General features: G+C 70.1%; 22 protein-coding genes. 11 read left to right on the forward strand and 11 right to left on the reverse strand.

Annotated features, from left to right (window positions below; translation table 11 throughout):
• Positions 1 to 97: 97 nt before the first annotated feature.
• The 5 genes from LIV37_RS17880 to LIV37_RS17900 are packed head-to-tail and all read right to left on the reverse strand — an operon-like array spanning position 98 to position 5,896.
• Positions 98 to 1,168 (reverse strand): SIS domain-containing protein, encoded by a 1,071-nt coding sequence (locus LIV37_RS17880; protein ID WP_020868522.1) that lies wholly within the window; start codon positions 1,166 to 1,168, stop codon positions 98 to 100.
• A gap of 53 nt (positions 1,169 to 1,221) precedes the next feature.
• Entirely contained in the window at positions 1,222 to 2,781 is a 1,560-nt protein-coding gene (locus LIV37_RS17885) for a glycoside hydrolase family 3 protein (RefSeq protein ID WP_020868523.1), read from the reverse strand.
• Positions 2,782 to 2,790: 9 nt separating this feature from the next.
• Positions 2,791 to 3,621 (reverse strand): carbohydrate ABC transporter permease, encoded by an 831-nt coding sequence (locus LIV37_RS17890; protein WP_020868524.1) that lies wholly within the window; start codon positions 3,619 to 3,621, stop codon positions 2,791 to 2,793.
• Positions 3,618 to 4,619 (reverse strand): carbohydrate ABC transporter permease, encoded by a 1,002-nt coding sequence (locus LIV37_RS17895; RefSeq protein WP_121824812.1) that lies wholly within the window; start codon positions 4,617 to 4,619, stop codon positions 3,618 to 3,620. Before LIV37_RS17895 ends, LIV37_RS17890 begins: the two co-directional genes overlap by 4 nt.
• Positions 4,620 to 4,624: 5 nt before the next feature.
• On the reverse strand, positions 4,625 to 5,896 hold the full coding sequence (locus LIV37_RS17900; RefSeq protein ID WP_121824811.1) for an extracellular solute-binding protein: 1,272 nt from the start codon (positions 5,894 to 5,896) through the stop codon (positions 4,625 to 4,627).
• A 261-nt stretch (positions 5,897 to 6,157) separates the two neighbouring features.
• Here LIV37_RS17900 and LIV37_RS17905 point away from each other — a divergent pair, with 261 nt between their 5' ends.
• The 3 genes from LIV37_RS17905 to mctP all read left to right on the forward strand — a co-directional run bounded on the left by LIV37_RS17905 (position 6,158) and on the right by mctP (position 8,975).
• On the forward strand, positions 6,158 to 6,952 hold the full coding sequence (locus tag LIV37_RS17905; RefSeq protein WP_020868527.1) for a GntR family transcriptional regulator: 795 nt from the start codon (positions 6,158 to 6,160) through the stop codon (positions 6,950 to 6,952).
• A 152-nt stretch (positions 6,953 to 7,104) separates the two neighbouring features.
• A complete protein-coding gene (locus LIV37_RS17910) occupies positions 7,105 to 7,365 on the forward strand; it encodes a DUF3311 domain-containing protein (protein WP_044570137.1) in 261 nt (86 codons plus the stop codon).
• The gene (gene mctP, locus LIV37_RS17915) at positions 7,362 to 8,975 is read left to right on the forward strand and encodes a monocarboxylate uptake permease MctP (RefSeq protein ID WP_121824810.1); all 1,614 of its coding nucleotides are present in this window, start codon (positions 7,362 to 7,364) and stop codon (positions 8,973 to 8,975) included. Before LIV37_RS17910 ends, mctP begins: the two co-directional genes overlap by 4 nt.
• Before the next feature lie 603 nt (positions 8,976 to 9,578).
• Here mctP and LIV37_RS17920 read toward each other — a convergent pair.
• Positions 9,579 to 10,490: an SDR family oxidoreductase gene (locus LIV37_RS17920; RefSeq protein WP_020868530.1), complete on the reverse strand. Its 912-nt coding sequence runs from the start codon at positions 10,488 to 10,490 to the stop codon at positions 9,579 to 9,581.
• A 119-nt stretch (positions 10,491 to 10,609) separates the two neighbouring features.
• Between LIV37_RS17920 and LIV37_RS17925 the strand changes: the two genes are divergently transcribed.
• Both LIV37_RS17925 and LIV37_RS17930 read left to right on the forward strand, forming a co-directional pair.
• Entirely contained in the window at positions 10,610 to 11,179 is a 570-nt protein-coding gene (locus tag LIV37_RS17925; protein WP_020868531.1) for a TetR family transcriptional regulator, read from the forward strand.
• 73 nt (positions 11,180 to 11,252) lie between these two features.
• Positions 11,253 to 11,903, forward strand: a complete 651-nt coding sequence (locus LIV37_RS17930; protein ID WP_148717836.1) for a hypothetical protein — start codon at positions 11,253 to 11,255, stop codon at positions 11,901 to 11,903.
• Here LIV37_RS17930 and LIV37_RS17935 read toward each other — a convergent pair.
• Complete coding sequence (locus LIV37_RS17935) at positions 11,900 to 12,394, reverse strand: ATP-binding protein (protein WP_020868533.1); 495 nt, start codon at positions 12,392 to 12,394, stop codon at positions 11,900 to 11,902. The genes LIV37_RS17930 and LIV37_RS17935 overlap by 4 nt on opposite strands.
• 152 nt (positions 12,395 to 12,546) lie before the next feature.
• On the opposite strand from LIV37_RS17935, the gene LIV37_RS17940 reads away from it, so the two are divergent.
• Complete coding sequence (locus tag LIV37_RS17940) at positions 12,547 to 13,407, forward strand: helix-turn-helix domain-containing protein (RefSeq protein WP_020868534.1); 861 nt, start codon at positions 12,547 to 12,549, stop codon at positions 13,405 to 13,407.
• On the forward strand, positions 13,400 to 13,609 hold the full coding sequence (locus LIV37_RS17945; RefSeq protein ID WP_373920629.1) for a DUF397 domain-containing protein: 210 nt from the start codon (positions 13,400 to 13,402) through the stop codon (positions 13,607 to 13,609). The genes LIV37_RS17940 and LIV37_RS17945 overlap by 8 nt, the downstream gene beginning before the upstream one ends.
• Before the next feature lie 3 nt (positions 13,610 to 13,612).
• Here the strand turns inward: LIV37_RS17945 and LIV37_RS17950 are convergent, their stop codons facing one another.
• Positions 13,613 to 14,101, reverse strand: a complete 489-nt coding sequence (locus LIV37_RS17950) for a MarR family winged helix-turn-helix transcriptional regulator (RefSeq protein WP_020868536.1) — start codon at positions 14,099 to 14,101, stop codon at positions 13,613 to 13,615.
• 10 nt (positions 14,102 to 14,111) lie between these two features.
• On the reverse strand, positions 14,112 to 15,614 hold the full coding sequence (locus LIV37_RS17955; RefSeq protein ID WP_121825395.1) for an FAD-dependent oxidoreductase: 1,503 nt from the start codon (positions 15,612 to 15,614) through the stop codon (positions 14,112 to 14,114).
• A gap of 164 nt (positions 15,615 to 15,778) precedes the next feature.
• On the opposite strand from LIV37_RS17955, the gene LIV37_RS17960 reads away from it, so the two are divergent.
• Positions 15,779 to 16,291, forward strand: a complete 513-nt coding sequence (locus LIV37_RS17960) for a DUF6333 family protein (protein ID WP_148717835.1) — start codon at positions 15,779 to 15,781, stop codon at positions 16,289 to 16,291.
• Positions 16,292 to 17,716: 1,425 nt separating this feature from the next.
• Here the strand turns inward: LIV37_RS17960 and LIV37_RS17965 are convergent.
• Positions 17,717 to 18,409, reverse strand: a complete 693-nt coding sequence (locus tag LIV37_RS17965; RefSeq protein WP_020868538.1) for a nitroreductase — start codon at positions 18,407 to 18,409, stop codon at positions 17,717 to 17,719.
• Between the two features lie 134 nt (positions 18,410 to 18,543).
• Positions 18,544 to 19,482, reverse strand: a complete 939-nt coding sequence (locus tag LIV37_RS17980; RefSeq protein ID WP_020868539.1) for an IPT/TIG domain-containing protein — start codon at positions 19,480 to 19,482, stop codon at positions 18,544 to 18,546.
• Positions 19,483 to 20,003: 521 nt separating this feature from the next.
• Between LIV37_RS17980 and LIV37_RS17985 the strand changes: the two genes are divergently transcribed.
• The 3 genes from LIV37_RS17985 (at position 20,004) to LIV37_RS17995 (ending at position 21,086) form a co-directional block, all read left to right on the forward strand.
• Positions 20,004 to 20,291 carry a hypothetical protein gene (locus LIV37_RS17985; protein WP_020868540.1) on the forward strand — a complete coding sequence of 96 codons (288 nt, stop codon included), beginning with the start codon at positions 20,004 to 20,006 and terminating at the stop codon, positions 20,289 to 20,291.
• Positions 20,292 to 20,333: 42 nt separating this feature from the next.
• Positions 20,334 to 20,504, forward strand: coding sequence for a DUF7196 family protein (locus LIV37_RS17990; protein WP_020868541.1), 171 nt, complete (start codon positions 20,334 to 20,336; stop codon positions 20,502 to 20,504).
• Positions 20,505 to 20,579: 75 nt separating this feature from the next.
• Positions 20,580 to 21,086 carry a GNAT family N-acetyltransferase gene (locus LIV37_RS17995; RefSeq protein WP_020868542.1) on the forward strand — a complete coding sequence of 169 codons (507 nt, stop codon included), beginning with the start codon at positions 20,580 to 20,582 and terminating at the stop codon, positions 21,084 to 21,086.
• Positions 21,087 to 21,114: the final 28 nt, after the last annotated feature.

Here is a 21,114-nt window from a genome sequence, read left to right on the forward strand (position 1 = left end):
CACACATCCGCGGCCGCGGATGTCACACATGGCTCCCGCGCCTCTCGAAGGCCGCGGGAGCCTTTTCCGTCTGCCTCAGGTGTGCCTCAGGTGTGCCTCAGCGGGTCTCCGTCACCTTCGCCAGCGCCCGCGGCGCGTCCGGGTCCTGCCCGCGCGCGATCGTCACCTCGTACGCCAGCATCTGCAGCGGCAGGATCTCCAGGATCGGCTGGACCTCCTCGGCGACGCCGTCCGTCGGCAGGGCGAACCCCGCCGAGGCCCGCTCCACCTCCGACGCGCCGCCGATGACCACGAGGTCCGCACCCCGGCCGCGCAGCCGCTCCAGGACCGGCTGCAGCGCCTGGCCGCCCTTGCCCTCGGTGACGATGGCGATCACCGGCGAGATGTTGTCGACCATGGCCAGCGGGCCGTGCAGCAGATCGGCGCCGGAGTAGGAGAGCGCCGGGATGTAGCTGGTCTCCATCAGCTTCAGGGCGGCTTCCTTGGCGGTCGGGTAGCCGTAGCCCCGGGAGGTGAGGACCATCCGCTCGGCGAAGCGGTAGCGCGCCGCGAGCTGGCGGACCTCGTCCTGGCGGTCGAGGATCTGCTGGGCGAGGTCGGGCAGCACCTTGGCGGCCGCGCCGTCACCGCCGCGCAGCCCCTCCACGAAGAGGTAGAGGGCGAGCAGTTCCGCGGTGTAGGTCTTGGTCGCGGGCAGCGCCTTCTCCGGCCCGGCCAGGACGTCGATGTGGAATTCGGAGACGGCCGCGAGCGGCGAGTCGGCGTTGTTGGTCACCGCGAGGGTGATCGCACCGGCCGCGCGGGCGGCCTCGGTGGAGGCCACCAGGTCCGGGGAGCCGCCGGACTGGCTGACGGTGATCACCAGGACGTCGGTGAGGTCCGGCTGGGCGCCGTACGCGGTGGTGGTGGACATGGAGGTCAGCCCGCACGGCTTGCCGAGCAGTACCTCGAGCAGGTACTTGGCGTACAGCGCCGCGTTGTCCGAGGTGCCCCGGGCGGTGAGGAGGACGAAGCGCGGGTTGCGGGCGGCGATCCGCTCCGCGACCTCACGGATCCTCGGGGCGCCCTGGTCGAGGATGCGGCGCAGCACGGCGGGCTGCTCGGCCATCTCGCCGGACATGATCCGGCCCGGCTGGTCGCTGCGCTGGGCCGTCGTCGTGGCGGACATGCTGGGTGCCTCCAGGTGGCTGGTGTGCCGGGCTGGGCCGAGGGGCTGAGGAGTCAGTCCCCGGGGTGGTCACCGGCGCCGTTGCCGACGATCACTTCCGCGGCCGCCCGGCCACACACCCGGGCGGCGCCGTGGGTCGCGATGTGCAGCGCCCCGGCGGGCGGCGCCTGGGGCACCCCCATCTCCACGACGACCGTCTCCGGCCGGGCGGTGAGCAGGGCGTCCAGCGCGTCGGCCATCCAGGGGTGGCGGTGGACATCGCGGACCACAGCGACGATCCTACGGTCCCCCGCGGTGTCGAGCATATTTTCGATCAGGCCGTGGACGCCCAGGGTGTCGGCGTCCTGCCGCCCGTAGGTGGCGGCCCCGGTGCCGGGGCGCAGCCGGGCCAGTTCGGCGCCGACGCCCCAGGGGGTCTCCTCGCCGACGGCGATGTTGGCCACCGGGGTGAAGGCGGCCACGTAGACGGGTCCGGTCACCGGCTGGTAGGAGGTCCCGGCCGGGGTGACCCTGAGCGCCCGGCGCGCGGCGGCGAGCCCCACCCCCGCGGCGGGCTCGACGCCGTGCGCCGCGCGCGGTCCTCCGGAGCGCCGCGTCCACTCCCCCAGGGCGCGCACCCGCGCCGCCGCCTCGGCCAGTCGCTCCTCCGCCAGCCGCCCCTCGATGACGGCGGTGACCAGCGCGTCGCGCAGCCGCAGCACGGTGTCCTCGTCGGCGAGGCCGCCGCCCACGCAGATGGCGTCGGCGCCTGCGGCGATCGCCAGCACGCTGCCGCGTTCGATGCCGTACGCGTCGGCGATGGCCCGCATCTCCATGCCGTCGGTGACGATCATCCCGTCGAAGCCGAGTCCGCCGTCGGCGACGGGCCGGCGCAGCAGGCCGTGCAGCGCGGCGGGGCTGAGGGTGGCGGGCAGGTCGGGGTCGAGCGCGGGCAGCAGGATGTGCGCGCTCATCACGGCCTTGGTCCCGGCGGCGACGGCGGCGCGGAAGGGCATCAGCTCGCGGGCGGTCAGGGTGTCGAGACCGGCGTCGATGCGCGGCAGCGCGTGGTGGGAGTCGACGGCGGTGTCGCCGTGGCCGGGGAAGTGCTTGGTGCAGGCGGCCACTCCGGCGCTCTGGAGGCCCTCGATGTACGCGGCGGTGTGCCGGGCGACGAGCCCCGGCTCGGCGCCGAAGGAGCGCACGCCGATGACGGGGTTGCCGGGGTTGGAGTTGACGTCGGCGGACGGCGCCCAGTTGAGGTTGACGCCGCATTCGGCGAGGCGGCGGCCCAGCTCGCGGGCGACGGCGCGGGTCAGCTCCGGGTCGTCGACGGCGCCGAGCGCCAGGTTGCCGGGGAAGGAGGAGCCGGTGCGCACCTCCAGCCGGGTGACGTCGCCGCCCTCCTCGTCGATCGCCACCAGGACGTCGTCGCGCTCGGCGCGCAGCTGGGCGGTGAGGGCGCCCAGCTGCTCGGGAGTGGCGATGTTCCGGCCGAACAGGCCGACGGAGGCGAGCCCCTCGCCGAGCCGCCGCAGCACCCAGTCGGGGGCGGAGGTGCCGGTGAAGCCCGGCTGGAGAACGGTGAGAGCGTCACGGGTGAGGGTGGCCGAGTCGTGTGCGAGGGTCGTCATAAACCGGGATCATCCCTTCACAGCGCCGGAAGTGAGCCCACCGACCGCCTTGCGTTGCAGAAACAGGAAGAGAAGCAGGATCGGGATGGCGAACAGCGACGCCGCCGCCATGGTGGCACCCCAGTCGTCGCCGAAGGCGGTCTGGAAGCTGGACAGCCACAGCGGAAGCGTCTGGGCACCCGGGTCCTTGTTCAGGATGAGCACGAGCGGGAATTCGTTCCAGGCCGTGATGAAGCCGAAGAGCGAGGTGGCCATCAGGCCGGGGGCGAGCAGCGGGAAGATCACCCGGATGAACGCCTGCGGACGGGTGCAGCCGTCGACCATCGCCGACTCCTCCAGCTCCTTGGGGATCGCGGCCACATAGGCGCGGAGCGTGAGGATGGTGAAGGGCAGCACCATGACCATGTAGAACAGGGTGAGCGGAAGCAGGCTGTTCAGCATGTCGCCGTCGCGTACCAGCATGTAGATGGCGATGACCAGGACCTCCCAGGGCGCCATCTGGGCGATCATGAAGGTCAGCAGGAAGCCGCGGCGCCCCTGGAACCGCATCCGGGCGAGGGCGAACGACGCGAGCAGCGCGATCAGCAGGGAGAGGCCGACCGCCGAGAGGGTGACGGTGAGGGAGTTGCCCACCAGGGTCCAGAAGTTATCCGCGTCCACGGCCTTCTGGAAGTGTTCGAGGGTGACTCCGGTCGGGAACCACACCGGGTCCTCGGAGATGATGTCCGAGGTCGGCTTGAGGGCCGTGGTGAACATCCAGTAGACGGGGAACACGAAGCCGAGAAAGAGCACGACTGCGGTCGCGTTGGGCCACAGCCGGGCGAGCGGCGAGCGCTTCACAGCTCGTCCTCCTCTTGCCTGAGCACGATCCGGAGGTAGTAGGAGGTCAGCGCCAGCAGGACCGCGATGGTCAGCAGCGAGATCGCGGCGCCCATGCCGTAGTGCTGGTTGCCGACGCCCTCGATGAAGGCGTAGACGGGCAGGGTCTCGGTGAGCCGGTCGGGGCCGCCCTCGTTGATCGCGAAGACCTGGGTGAACGCCTTGAAGACCCAGATGACTTCGAGGAACGTCGTGGCCAGCAGGAACGGCTTGAGGAACGGGAAGGTCACCGAGGTGAAGCTCTTCCAGCCGCCGGCGCCGTCGAGCGCGGCCGCCTCGTAGAGCTCGCCGGGGATGGTGGTGGTCGCGGCGTAGAGGTTGATCGCCACGAAGGGGATCGACCCCCAGACGATCAGCACGGTGATGACGAAGAAGGTGGAGAACTGGCCGCCGGTCCAGTTGTAGTGCGCCATGGAGTGCCAGCCGAGCGCGTCCAGCACCCAGTTGACCACCCCGAAGCGGGTGGCGAAGAGCCACTGGAAGACGGTGGTGGCGGCGACGGTCGGCATGGCCCAGGTCAGCACGAGTCCGATCGAGAGCAGCAGCCGCATCTTGCTGCCGAGCCGGGCCAGCAGCAGTCCGATCAGGGTGCCCAGCAGCATGATCAGCACCACGTTGACCGCGGTGAAGATCACCGACCGCAGGGTGACCCGCCAGAAGTCCTCGCTGGTCAGCGCCTCGCGGTAGTTGTCGACCCCGTTCCACTCGGTGAGATGCTGGATCAGCTGCCGCATATTGAGGTTCTGGAACGACAGCAGGCCGTTCTTGACCAGCGGCCAGCCCAGCAGCAGCGCGGTCGCCGCCAGCGCGGGCAGCAGCAGGAGGTACGGGGCTGCGCCATTCAGCCGTGCGCGCCCGGCGGGACCCGGGGCCGGGCGGCGGGGCCCCGGCGGCGCCCCGCCCCGCCGGACCCCGGCCGCCGCCGGGCCGGGGTCCTTGCGTTCGGTCGCTACGGCCATCGGGCTCAACGCTCCTGGCTGAGACGCTTGTTCATGTCGTCCTCGACCGACTTGGCCGCCTCGGCGGGCGACTTACCGGTGAGCACGGCGGTCATATAGCTCTTGACGGGGTTCGGGGCGTTCTCCACCGCGGCCCATTCGGGGATCAGCGGGGTGGTGCCGCCGGTCGCGGCGGCCGGGGCGGCCGCCTGCCCGGCGGCGTTGCCCTTGAGCTGCGTCTGGAGCGACTCCTTGTTGGGGATGACACCGCCTTCCTTGGCGAGCTGTCCCTCGTAGGTGTCATTGAGCGCGATCTTCAGGAACTCCTTGGCCAGTTCCTGCTTCTCGCTGCCCGCGGCGATCGCGAGGTTGGAGCCGCCGAGGAAGACGCCCTCGGGCTTGCCCGCGGTCTCGCCCGGGATGGTGAAGTAGCCGATGTCCTTCTCGATCTTCGGGTTGGCCTTGATGGCGATCGCGGCTTCCCAGCCCATGCCGATGAAGGCACCGGTCTTGCCCTTGGCGAAGACCTCCCCCTGCTGCGGGGTGGCCTCGTCCTTGTCCTTGGGGGCCTTGCTGAAGGACTGGTACTGCTTGTAGATGTCCATGGCCTTGCCGACCTTGGGGTCGGCGAGGTTGGAGACCCACTTGTCGCCGTCCTTCTTCACCAGGTCGGCGCCGGTGCCGATGGTCAGCCCGTCGAAGAAGTACCAGTTCTGGCCCGGGAGATAGATGGGCTCGGCGTCGGTCTTCTTCTTGATGGTGTCGAGGTCGCGGAAGAACTCGGTACGGGTCTTGGGGGTGTCCTTGATCCCGGCGTCGGCCCAGATCTTCTTGTTGTAGAGGACGACCCGGTTGGCCGCGTACCACGGCGCCGCGTACTGCTTGCCGTCGTAGACCGCGGACTTGTTGATCGACTCCGACCAGTCGGCGCCGATCGACTTCTTCAGGTCACCGAGTTCGGCCAGGCCGCCGGTCTGCGCGTAGGACGGGGTCTGGGTGTTGCCGATCTCCAGCACATCCGGCGGGTCGGACTCCGAGAGCGCGGTGGTCACCTTCTGCTGAATGCCGTTCCACTGCTGGATCTCCAGCTTCAGCTTGGCGCCCGTCTTCTTCTCGAAAGCGGCCTTGACATCCTTCGTCCAGCCGTCCGGCGTGGAGCCGTCCATCGCCCAGACGGTGAGCGTCTGCCCCTTGAATCCGTCCGCTCCGGCCTTGTCGTCATCGCCGTCGGACCCACAGGCCGCGACGGATACCAGCATTGCCGCGACACCCGTCGCCGCTATGAGCCCACGCTTCACAGCACACTCCTCAGAAGGCCGGATCAGGGGTTTAATGGTCCAGACCAGTGCCCGCAGCTTGGCCTAGACCTTTTGGGGTGTCAAGGGTGTATAAGAGTCACCGGAGGCTCCGTTACCGGACCGACACTTCCCGACATCCGGACCGGCGGACCGCCCGGAGCCGGGACCGTGCCACGATGTGAGGCGCTGGATTCTTCAGGAGACCGGTGACGGAGATGGACGCCGGTGACGGCAGCGGACCAGGAGTCGGAAGGGCGCGCGATGGACACCGAGGGGGCAACGGCGGCAGCGGCGGCCACCACGACGGCCGAGAGCGACGGCAACGGCTCCAATGGGGCACGCACCGCGCGCGTCCCGAAGTACTACCGCCTCAAGCGCCACTTGCTGGAGATGACCGAGACCCTGCCACCGGGCACCCCGGTCCCACCGGAGCGCACCCTGGCCGCGGAGTTCGACACCTCGCGCACCACCGTGCGCCAGGCACTCCAGGAACTGGTCGTCGAGGGACGTCTGGAGCGGATCCAGGGCAAGGGCACGTTCGTGGCCAAGCCCAAGGTCTCCCAGGCGCTGCAACTCACCTCGTACACCGAGGACATGAAGGCCCAGGGCCTGGAGCCCACCTCCCAGCTGCTGGACATCGGCTATGTCACCGCCGACGACCGGCTCTCCGGGCTGCTGGACATCGCCGCCGGCGGGCGGGTGCTGCGCATCGAGCGGCTGCGGCTGGCCAGCGGTGAGCCGATGGCGATCGAGACCACCCATCTGTCGGCCAAGCGCTTCCCCGCGCTGCGCCGCAGCCTGGTGAAGTACACCTCGCTCTACACGGCCCTGGCCGAGGTGTACGACGTCCGGCTGGCCGAGGCCGAGGAGACCATCGAGACCTCGCTGGCCACCCCGCGCGAGGCGGGGCTGCTGGGCACGGACGTGGGGCTCCCGATGCTGATGCTCTCGCGCCACTCGCGGGACGCGGCCGGGGAGCCGGTGGAGTGGGTGCGCTCTGTCTACCGCGGGGACCGCTACAAGTTCGTGGCGCGGCTGCAGCGGCCGAACGACTGACCAGCTTTCTTTCTCATACCGATATACGGACGGGTAGTGACGGCCGCCCGGCCCCGGGCTTAGATTTCCTGCGCATTACACAAATGATCAGCTGTGATCCAGGTGATCGACTGTGACGCAGGTGATGAGCCGAGGGGACTGGAGCCCGCCACATGTCAGACACGTCCGCTTCACCCGGCAGGAGACCGGTCGTGACGCCCACGCGCGTCGTGGCCGCTCTGTGCCTGATCGCCCCGTTTGTCGGGATGCTCTGGGTCGGTTCGTACGGCAAGGTCGAGCCGACCCTCATCGGGATCCCGTTCTTCTACTGGTACCAGATGCTCTGGGTGCCGATCTCGGCCGTGCTGACCTCGGTCGCCTACATCCTGGTCCGCCGCGAGCAGCGGGAGCGCAAGGGGGGTGACTCCGCATGAACGGCGGAGTGAACGGCGTCGCGCTCGCCGTCTTCATCTTCTTCTTCGTGGCCGTCACGGTCATGGGCTTCCTGGCCGCGCGCTGGCGCGCCGCCGAGAACGCCAACAACCTCGACGAGTGGGGTCTGGGCGGCCGCAGCTTCGGCACCTGGATCACCTGGTTCCTGCTCGGCGGCGACCTGTACACCGCGTACACCTTCGTCGCCGTCCCGGCCGCGATCTACGCGACCGGCGCGGCCGGGTTCTTCGCGGTCCCGTACACCATCCTGGTCTACCCGCTGATCTTCACCTTCCTGCCCCGGCTCTGGTCGGTGTCCCATAAGCACGGGTACGTCACCACCTCGGACTTCGTCCGCGGCCGCTTCGGCTCCAAGGGTCTTTCGCTGGCCGTCGCGATCACCGGCATCCTCGCCACCATGCCGTACATCGCCCTCCAGCTGGTGGGCATCCAGGCGGTACTGGACGTGATGGGCGTCGGCGGCGGGGAGAACACCAACTGGTTCATCAAGGACCTGCCGCTGCTGATCGCCTTCGGTGTGCTCGCCGCGTACACCTACTCCTCGGGTCTGCGCGCCCCCGCGCTGATCGCGTTCGTCAAGGACACCCTGATCTACATCGTCATCGCGGTGGCGATCATCTACATCCCGATCAAACTGGGTGGCTTCGACGACATCTTCAGCGCGGCGAACGACAAGTTCACCAAGGCCGGTGCGGGCGGACTCGCACCCCCGGCGGAGGGGCAATGGGCGTACGGCACGCTGGCCCTGGGCTCGGCCCTCGCCCTGTTCATGTATCCGCACTCGATCACGGCCACGCTCTCCAGCCGCAGCCGTGAGGTGATCCGCCGCAACACCACGATCCTGCCGCTGTACTCGCTGATGCTGGGGCTGCTGGCACTGCTGGGCTTCATGGCCATCGCCGCCGGGGTGACCGTCGAGAACGGCCAGCTGGCCATCCCCCAGCTCTTCGAGGACATGTTCCCGGACTGGTTCGCGGGGGTCGCCTTCGCCGCGATCGGCATCGGCGCACTCGTCCCGGCGGCCATCATGTCCATCGCCGCCGCCAACCTCTTCACCCGCAACATCTACAAGGACTTCCTGCGGCCGAACGCCACGCCCGAGGAGGAGACCAAGGTCTCCAAGCTGGTCTCGCTGCTGGTGAAGGTCGGCGCGCTGATCTTCGTGCTGGGCATGGACAAGACCGTCGCGATCAACTTCCAGCTGCTGGGCGGCATCTGGATCCTCCAGACCTTCCCGGCCCTGGTGGGCGGCCTGTTCACCCGCTGGTTCCACCGCTGGGCACTGCTGGCGGGCTGGGCCGTCGGCATGGTCTACGGAACGTGGAAGGCGTACGACACCCCGAGCGGCACCCAGAAGCACTTCGGCAACACCGCCGATGTGCCCGGTATCGGCGAGATCGGCTACATCGGCCTCACCGCCATCGTGCTCAACGTGGTGGTCACGGTCGTCCTGACGCTGATCCTGCGGGCGGTCAAGGCCCCGGACGGCGTGGACGAGACGTCCGCCGCCGACTACAAGGCGGACGCGGGCGACCCCGGCGTCCAGACCGACCTCCCGCCCGCCACGGCGGGCGCCCCTGGCGGCCACTGACGCCTTAGCGGCGGGCCGCGCGGATTGACGGCGAACGGGCCGTCGGCTCCTTCGGGGAGCCGGCGGCCCGTTCGCCGTACGTACGGCGCCGGCGTCAGGGGCGCTGGGGTGCTGGGGTGCTGGGGTTGCCTGGCGGACCGTGACGCCTGCGGCGGGCTTGTCCCCTCCCCGCCCCTTCCCACGGCATCGATATGCGGCTCCGCCGCGTGGTGGGGCTCCGCCCCAGACCCCGCTCCTCAAACGCCGGAGGGGCTGAAAATCGGGGCTCCGCCGGGTGGCAGGGGCTCCGCGCCGTAGTCCGGCTCCGCCGAGCGGCGGGGGCTCCACCCCTGGGCCCCGGGGCCTGGGGGCGGAGCCCCACCATCCAGCCCCTCCGGCGCTTGAGGAGCAGGGCCGGGGGCAGAGCCCCCACCTTCCAGCCCCTCCACCCCTGGCCCCCGGGACCCGGGGCAGAGCCCCACCACCCAGCCCCTCCGGCGCTTGAGGAGCGGGGCCCGGGGCGGAGCCCCGCCTTCCAGCCCCTCCGGCGATTGAGGAGCGGGGTCTGGGGCGGAGCTCCAGTTTTCGGGAAGGGGCGGGGTGGGGAACAACCCGCCGCAGGCGTCAGGAGGCCGGTGCGGCGAGGTAGTCGCCGTGCTCCACGTCCTCCAGCAGGGTCGGATGGGCGGGCGTCCAGCCGACCAGCTCCCGGGTGCGAGAGCTGGAGACCGGCCCGTCGAAGCCGTAGAACGTGGCCATCGCCGGGCTGACGAAGTGCCCGGCCGCCTCCTCAGGGGTCAGGGAAACCGCGGGCAGGCCAAGACCCCGCCCGACCGTCTCCGCGATGCTCCTGAAGGGGACGCCGCTCTCGGCCACCCCGTGCAGCACACTCCCCGCCGGAGCCTTCTCCAGCGCCAGGCGGAACAGAACGGCCGCGTCGCGCCGATGGACCGCGGGCCACCGGTTGCCCCCGTCGCCGACGTACGCCGAGACCCCGGTCTTCCGGGCGGTGGCGACGAGCATGCCGATGAACCCGTAGTCCCCGGGCCCGTGGACGGTCGGAGCGAGCCGGACCACGCTGGCGCGCACCCCCCGGTCGGCGAAGCCCAGGCACGCCCGCTCGCCCGGGATCCGGAACCCGGCGATCCCGGCCGTGTCGGGCTCGTCCGTCTCGGTGGTCTCCCGCCCTCCGGGCATGACCAGCGTGCCGGAGGTGGAGACGAACGGCTTGCCCGAGTGCTCCAGCGCCTCGCCGAGCGCCTCGATCGCGGTCCGGTCGCGCCGCTCCAGGTCGTCCGGGTCGGCGAAGTCGCCACCGAAGGCCATGTGCAGAACCCCATCAGCGGCCTCGGCGCCGCCGCGCAGGCTGTCGAGGTCTTCCAGGGAGCCGCGGTACGGGGTCGCGCCCAGCGACTCCAGCCGGGCGGCGGCGGTGTCCGAGCGCGCCAGACCGGTGACGGTATGACCGGCCGCGACGAGCTCGGCGACGACGGTGGGGCCGGTCAACCCGGAACCACCGGTAACGAAGACATGCATGGGACTCCCACTTAGTGCCAGTGACTGGCGCTACTTAGCGCCAGTCACTGACCTTACGATAGCGCCAGTCACTGACGCAACGGAATGTCGGCCGTCGGCGTGTGCGGTAACCTCGGGGCGTGCCACGGAGCGGAGCAGAAGCGCGCCGCCGCCTTCAGCAGGCGGCTCTGGAGCTGTACCGGGAGCGCGGATTCGACCGGACCACCACGGCCGAGATCGCCGCTCGGGCCGGTGTCAACGAGCGCACGTTCTTCCGGCACTTCCCCGACAAGCGCGAGGTGCTCTTCGACGGCGAGGCCGATCTGCGCGCCGCGCTGATGCGGGAGGTGGCCGAGGCGCCCGACGGCCTGCGACCGCTGGAGATACTGCTCCACGCCTTCCGGAAAGCCGGCCGGATCCTCGAGGAGAACCGTCCGTTCTCCGAACCACGACTTGCGATCATCGCCGTGACGCCGGCGCTCCGCGAACGCGACTTGGCCAAGGCGGCGTCCCTCACCGAAGCCGTGGCGCAGGCCCTGCGGCAGCGCGGTGTCGCCGACCGGCTGGCCGACCTGGCCGCCCAGACCGGCTGGGCCACCTTCCACCACGCCGCCGGGGCCTGGATCGACGACCCCACAGAGAGCCTGGACGCGCACCTCCTCCGGGCCTTCGACGATCTGCGCGACCTCTCCGCGACCGTCCTGACCTGAGTACCGGTACCTAGGCCGCCCTGAGCGGCCGCGCGGATCCGGGCCGCCGGGGCCGGGACCTACCGTCCGGTATATGACCGAAAGTGAGGCGCCCGCCAGAAAGGGCGGCAGTGGGTGGCGCGTCGGGTGCACCAGCGTGCTGGCGCTGGCCGTGGCCGGACTCGCGGGGCTCGCGTACGCGAGCGTCGACTCCACCTATCCCGACGTCGACCCCGAGAAGCGGGCGCGCCGGCTCTCCGGGTACTCCCGGGACGCCTACGCCGCGCTCGGCATCGACCGCACGGTTGAAGGCGGTTACGTCGATGTCGACAACCACAACACCTACGACTCCAACTACTGCTACCCGGACGGCCTGTTCAGCTTCGCCGACCCGCCCGTGGAAGGCGCGTACCAGCTGATCCACGGGTGGTCGATCGGAAAGGTGGACCGGGCGGAGGCGCTGCCCGCGCTGCGCAGGGTGCGGGATCACCTCAAGGCGGAGGGGTGGCGCATCACGGAGTTCGGGAAGGACGAGCAGGTCGAGGAGTGGAGCGTCGAGGCCGAGCGCGACGGCTTCAGTACCGGGGTCACCTGGGAGGCGGAGTTCCACCGGCTCGGCGGAGGCAGCGGTGGGCCCTGCGCGATGGACCCGGACTGGAGCCAGGAGAAGGAGGAATCGTACGACTCCTACGGAGAGCCGGAGCTGAACTCCTTCCCGCCTGCTATGACGCCCGGCGGGCGTTAGGCGGCGATCTCGAAGGCGTCGCAGGTGTGTTGCGGCGCGAGTTCGAACCAGAGCAGCTTGCCGCTCCGCCCGAAGAGCTCGTCGGCGAGGGCGTAACCGCCCCAGTTGTCGGCGCAGATCCGGACGATGAGAAGACCACGGCCGTAGGTGGCCTCGGTGTTCGCGGCGGCCTCCGCGAGGGCGGACGAGCGGTCGAAGAGGGCCGGGGGCTTGTCGAAGGGCGGCGGGATGTCGGGATTGGTGTCCCACACGCTGATCCGCAGACGCCCCTCCTCCACGGCGCGGATGCGCATTTCGGCGGGGCCGGTGGTGTGGCGGTAGGCGTTGGTGACCATCTCGCTCGCGACGAGGGTCGCGGGGTCGGTGAGCTCGCCCAGCTCGTGCCGGGCGAGGACCGCACGGAGGGTAGTGCGGGCGATGGCCGCGGCGCGGGGGTCATGGGGCAGGCGTAGTGAGTACGACCAGGGGTTTTCCGGGGCTACGGTGGGCATGAAGTCTCCGGTCTGTGCGGGGAGTTGTGCGACGTCCCGGCACACACCGTAGTCGGCACACCTTAAGGTATTCACCCTTGAGCGGAAAAGGGCTGCATATACCACCCGTGTGAGTGACACGCCTGTTGCGCATGAGCAGAGAGAATCGGCAGATGCCCATGAGAAGCGTTCCGACCGCACGCCAACTCCGCCTCGGCGCCGAGCTCCGTAGGCTCCGCGAGCGCGCTGGGATGTCGTCGACCGAGGCCGGGAGCTTGCTCGGCACCAACCAAACAGCGATCAGCAATATCGAGGCGAGCCGGTTGGGCGTGAGCGCGGACCGGCTACGAGCACTCGCGCGGAACTACTCATGCGCGGACCAAGCGCTGATCGCGGCGCTCATCGACATGTCGGCACAGCGCAAGCGCGGCTGGTGGGAGGAGTACCGGGAAATCCTGCCCACCGGGCTGCTGGACCTGGCCGAGCTCGAACACCACGCCGTGGCACTGCGCACGGCGTACATCGCGCACGTGCCCGGTCTGCTTCAGACGGCCGAGCACGCCCGTGAGATCTTCCGGCAGGTCGTTCCGACACTGCCTCCGCCAGAGGTGGAGCATCGCGTCTCGCATCGCATCAAACGCCAAGGCATTCTGTACCGGGACAAGCCCACGCCGCTTACGGCCATCGTCCATGAGGCCGCTTTGCGTATGCGCTTCGGAGGAGCGGACATGGCACGGGCGCAGTTGCAGCACATCCTGGACATGAGCGAGCACGGCCACATCAAGGTGGTCGTGATCCCCTTCGAGGCCGGATCGTTTCCCGGCTCGGGGCAGTCGATCCTCTATGCCGCTGGGCAGGTCCCACAGCTGGACACCGTGCAGCTCGATACGGAGCATGGCTCCGAACTCCTCGACGCAGCAGCCCAGTTGGAGAAGTACCGCGTCGTGCTGGACCGTATGGAAACGGTCGCGCTCCCGGAGAGCCGATCACGCGATCTCATCCAGAGCATCATCCGCACCCTGAAAGGTGAATGAGTTGTCCGCTCGCGATTGGCAAAAGTCCTCGTTCAGCGGGGAAGGCAACGCCTGCCTCTACGTCTCCGCACTCGACAACGCCACCATCCGGCTCCGCGAGAGCGACGAACCCGAGACCATCCTCACCACCAACCCCACCGCCCTAGGGGCCCTCATACGCAGCGCCAAGGCGGGGCAGCTCGACCACCTCGGCGAGGCGTAAGGATCAGCGGCCGTCCGCGGCCTTCTCGGCCGCGGACTTGCCGACCAGGTCGTCCACGAAGCGCCGCATGAGCCGTTCCAGTTCGAGCAGGTCGCGGTCGCTCCACTGCTCGAACACCGGCTGGCTGAGGCGTCCGCGCGCGGCGTCGAGCGCGTCGATGACGCGGCGGCCCTCTTCGGTGAGGAGGGCTTCCTTGACGCGACGGTCTTCCGCGCTGGGACGGCGTTCCACCAAACCCAGCTCCGCGAGCTTCGCGACCTGGCGGCTGACCGTGGTGTGGTCACGGCCCGCTCGGTCGGCGAGCTCGACCACGCCGATCGGGGCGAACCGGTGGATGCCCACGATCAGCTGGAAGAGCGCCCGGTCGAGCTGGATACCCGCTTCGGCGATGAGGATCTCGTCCCGGTGCGGCTGGTTCATGACCGCGATGAGATCGATGATCGACTCATGCAGCCGTCGCTGCGTGACCTGCCGCTGGCGTCGTGTGGCCATGGCCCAGAGACTACCGCCACCCGGATGAGGCACCCCCGGTGCGCAACCCGACGGCGTCGAGGTGGGCCTCGATGGTGTGGAGGTCGGCGACAGCCGCTATGTATCCGTCGGGGCGGATGAGCACCCACTGCCCGGCCGCCAGGCCGTACGCGTCGCGGAAGTGGCCCCCGGTATCGTCCAGATCGCCGCGCGGGCCGGTGGTGTGGATGTGCAGGCCCTTGCGCACGGCCGGGGCGGCGGCGCGGTCGGTCTCGTAGCCGAGCAGGGTCCAGTGGGGGCCCTGGAAGAGGCTGAAGAGGCGGGTGTCGAGCCCTCCGGCACCGGTGACGGGGGCGTCGGGGGCGCGTTCCCCCGCCAGCGGGCCCTTGTCCCGGTGCGGCGTGGCGATCGTGAGAGGCGAGTCCGCATAGCCGAGGTCGAGCTGGCTGACCTCACGGCCCCGGCTGGTGAAGCGGCTCCGCGCGGCCTCCAGCAGCCGCTCGGAGAGGCCGAGGACGGCCTCGGCGATCGGGCGGCGCTCCCGCTCGTAGCTGTCCAGGAGAGAGCGCGGGGCGCCGTCCAGGACGGCGGCGAGCTTCCAGCCGAGGTTGTACGCGTCCTGCACGCCGGTGTTCAGGCCCTGCCCACCCGTCGGCGGATGGACGTGGGCGGCGTCACCAGTCAGGAACACCCGGCCGATCCGATACGTGTCGGCCAGGCGGGCGTTCATCGAGAAGACGGAAGCCCAGGGCACCTCGCGGACGACGATGTCGGTGCGGCCCGTGCGTTCGTGGAAGAGGGCGGTCAGGCCCGCCGCCGAGACGTCGATGTCCGCGTCGAAGGGGACCGGCCCCACATACTGGAACATGTCCGTGCCGTACAGCGGGCACAGTGACACCTGCGTGTCGGTGCCCTCCCCCCAGCGGTGCCAGGCGTCCGTCGAGACGCCGTCGGCGCGTACGTCGGCGACGACGGCCCGCACGCCGAGCGTCCTGCCCGGGAAGCCGATGTCCAGGGACTTGCGGACGAAGCTCGATCCGCCGTCGGCGCCCACGAGATAGGCGGCGCGCACGGTCCGCTCCCCGGACGGGGTGGCGATCCGCGCGGACACTCCGTCGTCGTCCTGGTCGATTCCGGTGAGCTCGTGGCCGTACAGCGGGGCGTGCCCCAGCTCGGCCAGGCGCTCGCGCAGACAGCGCTCGGTGAGGAACTGCGGGACCAGCAGCGGGATGTGGTACGGCTCCGCCGGGGTCGGGCCGGACATCTCGAAGGACCGGTCGACCGGCCCCTCGTCGGTGTAGAAGCGCATCACGGGGTACTCCCCGCCGGAGGCCACGATCCGGTCGATGACACCGAGGTCCTCGAACACCTCCTGACTGCGGGGCTGTATCCCCTTGCCGCGGGATCCCATGAAGGGCCCGGCCGCCTTGTCGATCAGCAGGAAGTCCACATTTCTGCGGGCGAGGTCGATGGCGAGTGTCAGTCCGGCGGCACCGGCGCCGCAGATGAGCACTTCGGGTTCCGAGACACGCATGGCTTCGCCTTCCATGGGTAAGTTCATCGCGTGCAGAATGCACGCGATGAAGGGGCTCAGTCAAGCGGGAGTAGCGCTCTGGGCGATTTTCATCTGTGCTTAAAGCACATATCTCGACTGCGGTGGCACCACCCCGGCCCCACCCCGCGGCTACGGTGTTTTCCATGTCTGACGAGACCCTGTGGGACTTCCCCTCCGATGAACCGGTGGAGCGCCACGGCGAGTTCACCCTGACCGTCGTGCGCCCGCCGTTCCCCGGCCCGGACGGCGCGCTCCCGGCCCATGACGAGGCGCGGGCGCGGGCGTTCGCCGAGGCGTTCGGCACCGTCGACCGGGTCCTGGACCACCGGGAGACGATTGCCGTCACCGAACTCATCGAGGTGGACACCCGCGCCGACCTGGAGGTGATCCGGGTCGGCTGCTGGGCCGGCGTCACCGAGATCAACGACCCCGCCCTGATCAGCCTGTCCGAGCGGTTCCTCCCAGCTCAACAAGGAAATCCAGCAGCACCGCAACACCACCCGCACGGTGGCCGGGATCAACGAGCGCCGCTCGAACGCGATCGAGCGCACCCAGAAGCCGAACAACTACACGCGCTACGACCCGCGGTTCAACCCCGACCCGCGCAAGAACGGCATGCGCGGTCCGCTCATCGACCAGGCACTCCGGTCCGGTAAGTCCCTGGAAGAGGCCCAGAAGCTCCAGCGGATCTACAACAACAACAATTCCCGCGGCTACTTCATGCGCGGCCCCGGCGGCATCGACTTCTCCAGCCTTGAGCTCAGCTATGTGGGCGACCCGGTGAAGGGCAAGGGCTTCAACTACTCGATGAAGGCCGACTACGCCAAGAACCCCGACACCAATCCGGGGTACGGCGGGGACGCCAAGCTGACGATGTCCTCGGACGCCATGTTCACCTGGCTCGCGCTCACACCGGACAAGTTCTGGGTCAACCTCAACCCGGACCAGCCCGAGACGATCATGGACAAGAAGTTCGCGTCCACCGACGCGGGCCGGGTGCTGCTGGAGGCCGACCTCCGGCTCAAGCACGACTTCTTCAAGGCCATGGACCCCAAGACCACCACCGGCAAGGCCACGTGGGACGGCCTGGTGAAGCGCAACGGCTGGCCCTGCCTGAACTCCGGCCGCAACTGGATCGAGCCCAAGACGGCCAAGGTCCGTGAGCAGGACGGCGGCGTCTACATCCTCGACGCCCCGCTGAAGCTCAAGTCCGAGTACATGGACATCGACACCCCCGGCCCCGGCGGCGGCAACTCCTGCGCCAAGGACCTCACCAAGGCCGAGATCGAGCACAACGAACGCGTCCTCGACAACACCGTGGTCCCGCTCGTCGAGAAGTGGATCAACACCGAGCCCCAGTACGCCGACCTGCGCCGGGTCTACAACGCCCGCGTGGCCGCCGAGTACATCCGCCGGAAGGACGCGGCGTCGCCGACGGACTTCCACAACATCATCGACAGCAACGACGTCAAGCGGTGGCCGCTGCGCGCTCCGAACCAGGACTGGGACAAGCAGCAGGTCTTCGACAAGTACCGGAAGATCTTCACCGAAGGTGAGTTCAAGTACGAGCTCACCAAGGGCCAAGAGGTCTGGGTGATCACCGTCGGCGGTGTGGACTTCTCCAAGGCGCCCAGGCGGAACATCAACCGCACCCAGTTCAACCTCGAACACCGCGGCCTGGACAAGACCACCAAGACCTCCACCGGCGCCGAGACGACCTACCAGGACACCGAGACCGCGTACCTCGGCGGGACCTCCGGCAAGCTCCCCGGCGGCGACGAACCCAACCCGACGCGGTTGCGCGCGCCCAGCCCGACCCCGACGCCGAGTCCGACCGACAAGCCCACGGACAAACCCACGGACAAACCGACCGACCAGCCGACCACTCCGGCACCCGACCCGTCCACCCCGGGCGGCGGGGACGCCGGTCAGCCGCCCGCGACCAAGGACCCGGACGGAGACCTCGCCGACACCGGTTCCAACGTCCCCGTGGGCCTGATCGCGGGCATCGCCGCGGCCCTCGCGGCAGCCGGCGGAACGCTGGTGTGGTGGATGCGGCGACGCAGGACCACCGAGGACAGCTAGCCGGATAGAGAAGGCCCAGGGCCCCGGTCGCCGAGGAAGGTAACCGTCTCGGCGAGCGGGGCCCGCTCCGAGCGGGCGTACGGCACGCCGACGTCCTCGTAACCGATCGACATGCCGCAGAAGAGGACCAGCCCCGCCGGGGGCGACACGACCTCCGCGACGGTCCGGCGGTAGACCGACCACGCCATCTGGGCGCAGCTGTGCAGCCCCTCGGCGCGGAGCAGCACCATCACGGTCTGCAGATACATCCCGGCGTCGGCCCACTGGGCCGGTCCCATACGGCGGTCGAGGTAGCAGAACAGAGCGGCGGGCGCGCCGAAGCAGTCCCAGTTCGCGGCGACGGCCCCGTGGCGGGCCCGCTGATCGTCCCGTGGGATGCCGAGCGCGGCGTACCGCCGCTCGGCGGCCTCGGCGCGGCGCTCGCGGTACGGACTGCTCAGCCCGGGCGGGTACATCGGGTACTCCCGCTCGTCCCCGCCATCCTCCGCGGCCACCCGCTCGGCGGTGCGCTTCTTGAGCTCGGCCAGCGGGTCGCCGGTCACCACATACGCCCGCCACGGCTGGAGGTTCCCGCCGGAGGGTGAGCGGGCCGCGGCGGACAGCACCCGCTCCAGCACCTCCCTCGGAACTGGCGCGTCCGTGAACCCGCGCACCGCCCGTCGGCTCATGATCGCTTCGTAGACATCCATGCCGTCCTTGACGGCCGGGAACGGGCAAAGGTGACCATGTGCGTCCTCAGCAGCTCGAACGCACGTCGTCGCCGGTCACCGGGGCCTGCCGGAAGGGGCCCGGTGACCGGCGCGGTTTCGGCCGGATGTGCGTGTCAGACGTAGAGGAAGCCGCCGGGGACGTTCACGGTGCCGAAGGCCGTCACCAGGGTGACGGTCGCGTTGCCGACCGCCCCGGGCGGGGTGATACCGGCCACCGTCGTGGGGGTGGCGGTCACACCGGTGGCGGGAACCCCGTTGAACAGCACGCCCAGCACACCGCCGAGGTTGGTGCCGGTGATGGTGAACGCGGTGCCGCCGGCGGCGGGTCCGGTGGCGGGCGTGATGGCGACGGGCACCGGTGCGGGCGGCGCGACGAAGTAGGTGAAGCCGCCGGGCACGTTGGTGCTGCCGCCGGGGCCGGTGAGGGTCACGGTGACATTGCCGCCCGCGGGCGGACCCGCCGGGGTGATGCCGATCAGGCTGGTCCCGGCGGGGTTGATGGCCAGGATGGTCGAGGGGCTTCCGCCGAAGGTGACGCTGGTGACCCCGGTCAGATTGGTGCCCGTGATCACGTACACGGTGCCGCCGGTGGTCGGGCCCACGGTCGGGGTGATGGCGACGGCGGCGGGCGGGGCCGGTGCCACGTAGGTGTAAGGCAGGCCGTTGCTGGTCCCGGCGGCGGTGGTGACGGTGACCTGGACGGTCCCGGGCGCGTGCGGCGGGGCTATCACCACGATGCCGTCGTAGCCGGGGTTGCCGCCGCCTCCGGGCCAGCCACCTCCGCCACCGCCACCCCAGCCTCCTCCGCCGCCACCCCAGCCACCACCGCCGCCACCGCCGGGGTTGTCCTGGTAGACGATGGTGGCGGGCGTGCCGCCGAAGGACACGCCGGTGACCCCGCGCAGGTTCTGGCCGAACAGCCGGACGTAGTTGCCACCGGCGGCGGGGCCCGAGTCGGGCACCACGGCGAGCAGCGTCGGCGGGCCCGCCGGTGGCCAGTAGCCCGCGGTGGCGGCGTTGGTGGCGGCGGTCGCGAGAGCGGTCGAAGTCATGGTCGGTCCTCCCGGGGAAGGGTTCGGGTGATGTGCGCCGGCGGCATACCGACGGACGTGGGCACACCGCTGGACGTGGGCACACCGCCGGTCAACGCCTCGTCGTCACCGCGCGGTCGGGACAGGCCGCACCGGAGCAACGGATGAGCCACGGGCGGCCGGTCGGGGCGCGGGAGCGGTGCGCGGATGAGGGCGGAGCCACGGGGCGGAAGCCCGGCTCCTGGGTGGCCGACGAGGTATGGGGCAGCCTCGGCGGCCACGTTCCCAGTTATCCACGATCCTCGGCGTCGCTCAAGGCCTCACGGCGGCCATCACTCGTTTGGCGCATGAGGGCGCGCGTGGCGCTGAGCTTGTATGACAAGCGCTCCGCTATTCGGGCGAATGCGTGCCAAGGGGTATGGCCTGCCGTCGCCCGTCAAGCCTCTAATGAGTGATATCGGCAGTGCCGACCCAGCAGTGACATCGGCCGTGACATCGGCCGTGCCGACCCCCGTACGACCACCCGGGGAGGAAACGATCCGATGGGCCTCGCCGCGTTCCTTCTCGCCCTCGGCACCACCTGCCGGATCACCCGCTTCATCACCAAGGACACCCTGGCGGCGGGGTTCAGGACCTGGGTCGCCGACCGCTTCGGCGACGACTCCCGCGCCTCCTACCTGGTCAACTGCGGCTGGTGCACCAGCACATGGGTGGCCACCGCCATCGCCGTCTACGCCTCCTTGCTGCACACCACCGCGTGGTTCCACCTCCCGGCCACCGCCCTGACGCTCTCCTACCTGGCCGGTGTCGCCTCGCGATGGCTGGACTGACCCACCGCCCCCACAACGACCCGAGGGAAAGGAAGGGCAACCATGGCCTGCAACTGCGGCGGAACGGCGGCTCAATGGCCGCCTCAACCCGTTGTCGTCTATGAGCTGACACTGCCGGACGGTACGGTCCGGCGCTACGTCACCCACCAGGAAGCCGACGCCGCCAACAGGCGCGCGGGCTCCACCGGAGTGATCACCGCCGTCACCCAGTGACGCCGAGGACCCACACCCCGCGCACGGCGACCCGGCTGTCACCCGGCTGTCAGTGGCCTGCGGCAGACTACGGGCATGGACATCACGATCAGGCGCGCGCGGGACGAGGAGCTGGACGGAATCGGAGAGCTCACCGCACAGGTGTATCTGGGGGACGGGCTCCTGGACTTCGGGGACAGTGATCCTTATCTCGCCACCCTGCGCGACGCCCGCCGCCGGGCCGCCGAGTCCGAAGTGCTGGTCGCGGCGGACACGACGAGCGACGAGGTGCTGGGCGCCGTGGCGTTCGCCGTGCATGGCGGGGCGTACGCGGAGCTGGCCCGACCCGGCGAGGGCGAGTTCCGGATGCTGGTCGTCCGCCCCGAGTCGCGCCGACGCGGCGCCGCCGAGGCGCTCGTGCGAGCCTGTCTGGACCGGGCCCGCGCACTGGGTCTGCGGCGAATAGTGATCAGCAGCCAGCACTCGATGACCGCCGCCCACCGCCTGTACGAGCGGCTGGGCTTCACCCGTGCCCCCGAGCGCGACTGGGCGCCCCTGCCGGGGACGGACTTCACCCTATGGGCCTTCACCGTGGAGCTTTGACACCCCGCGCCGCACGCCCCAGGTCGCG

Source organism: Streptomyces rapamycinicus NRRL 5491 (assembly GCF_024298965.1).
Lineage (GTDB): Bacteria > Actinomycetota > Actinomycetes > Streptomycetales > Streptomycetaceae > Streptomyces > Streptomyces rapamycinicus.

Excerpts from the sequence above, each read along its gene's own strand:
- LIV37_RS17935 (WP_020868533.1), bottom strand. The coding sequence starts at position 12,394 with ATGCCCACCGTAGCCCCGGAAAACCCCTGGTCGTACTCACTACGCCTG.
- LIV37_RS17910 (WP_044570137.1), top strand. The coding sequence starts at position 7,105 with ATGTCAGACACGTCCGCTTCACCCGGCAGGAGACCGGTCGTGACGCCC.
- LIV37_RS17930 (WP_148717836.1), top strand. The coding sequence starts at position 11,253 with ATGACCGAAAGTGAGGCGCCCGCCAGAAAGGGCGGCAGTGGGTGGCGC.
- LIV37_RS17965 (WP_020868538.1), bottom strand. The coding sequence starts at position 18,409 with ATGGATGTCTACGAAGCGATCATGAGCCGACGGGCGGTGCGCGGGTTC.
- LIV37_RS17995 (WP_020868542.1), top strand. The coding sequence starts at position 20,580 with ATGGACATCACGATCAGGCGCGCGCGGGACGAGGAGCTGGACGGAATC.
- LIV37_RS17905 (WP_020868527.1), top strand. The coding sequence starts at position 6,158 with ATGGACACCGAGGGGGCAACGGCGGCAGCGGCGGCCACCACGACGGCC.
- LIV37_RS17885 (WP_020868523.1), bottom strand. The coding sequence starts at position 2,781 with ATGACGACCCTCGCACACGACTCGGCCACCCTCACCCGTGACGCTCTC.
- LIV37_RS17920 (WP_020868530.1), bottom strand. The coding sequence starts at position 10,490 with ATGCATGTCTTCGTTACCGGTGGTTCCGGGTTGACCGGCCCCACCGTC.
- LIV37_RS17990 (WP_020868541.1), top strand. The coding sequence starts at position 20,334 with ATGGCCTGCAACTGCGGCGGAACGGCGGCTCAATGGCCGCCTCAACCC.
- LIV37_RS17895 (WP_121824812.1), bottom strand. The coding sequence starts at position 4,619 with ATGGCCGTAGCGACCGAACGCAAGGACCCCGGCCCGGCGGCGGCCGGG.
- LIV37_RS17880 (WP_020868522.1), bottom strand. The coding sequence starts at position 1,168 with ATGTCCGCCACGACGACGGCCCAGCGCAGCGACCAGCCGGGCCGGATC.
- LIV37_RS17980 (WP_020868539.1), bottom strand. The coding sequence starts at position 19,482 with ATGACTTCGACCGCTCTCGCGACCGCCGCCACCAACGCCGCCACCGCG.
- LIV37_RS17950 (WP_020868536.1), bottom strand. The coding sequence starts at position 14,101 with ATGGCCACACGACGCCAGCGGCAGGTCACGCAGCGACGGCTGCATGAG.
- LIV37_RS17985 (WP_020868540.1), top strand. The coding sequence starts at position 20,004 with ATGGGCCTCGCCGCGTTCCTTCTCGCCCTCGGCACCACCTGCCGGATC.
- LIV37_RS17955 (WP_121825395.1), bottom strand. The coding sequence starts at position 15,614 with ATGCGTGTCTCGGAACCCGAAGTGCTCATCTGCGGCGCCGGTGCCGCC.
- mctP (WP_121824810.1), top strand. The coding sequence starts at position 7,362 with ATGAACGGCGGAGTGAACGGCGTCGCGCTCGCCGTCTTCATCTTCTTC.
- LIV37_RS17940 (WP_020868534.1), top strand. The coding sequence starts at position 12,547 with ATGCCCATGAGAAGCGTTCCGACCGCACGCCAACTCCGCCTCGGCGCC.
- LIV37_RS17960 (WP_148717835.1), top strand. The coding sequence starts at position 15,779 with ATGTCTGACGAGACCCTGTGGGACTTCCCCTCCGATGAACCGGTGGAG.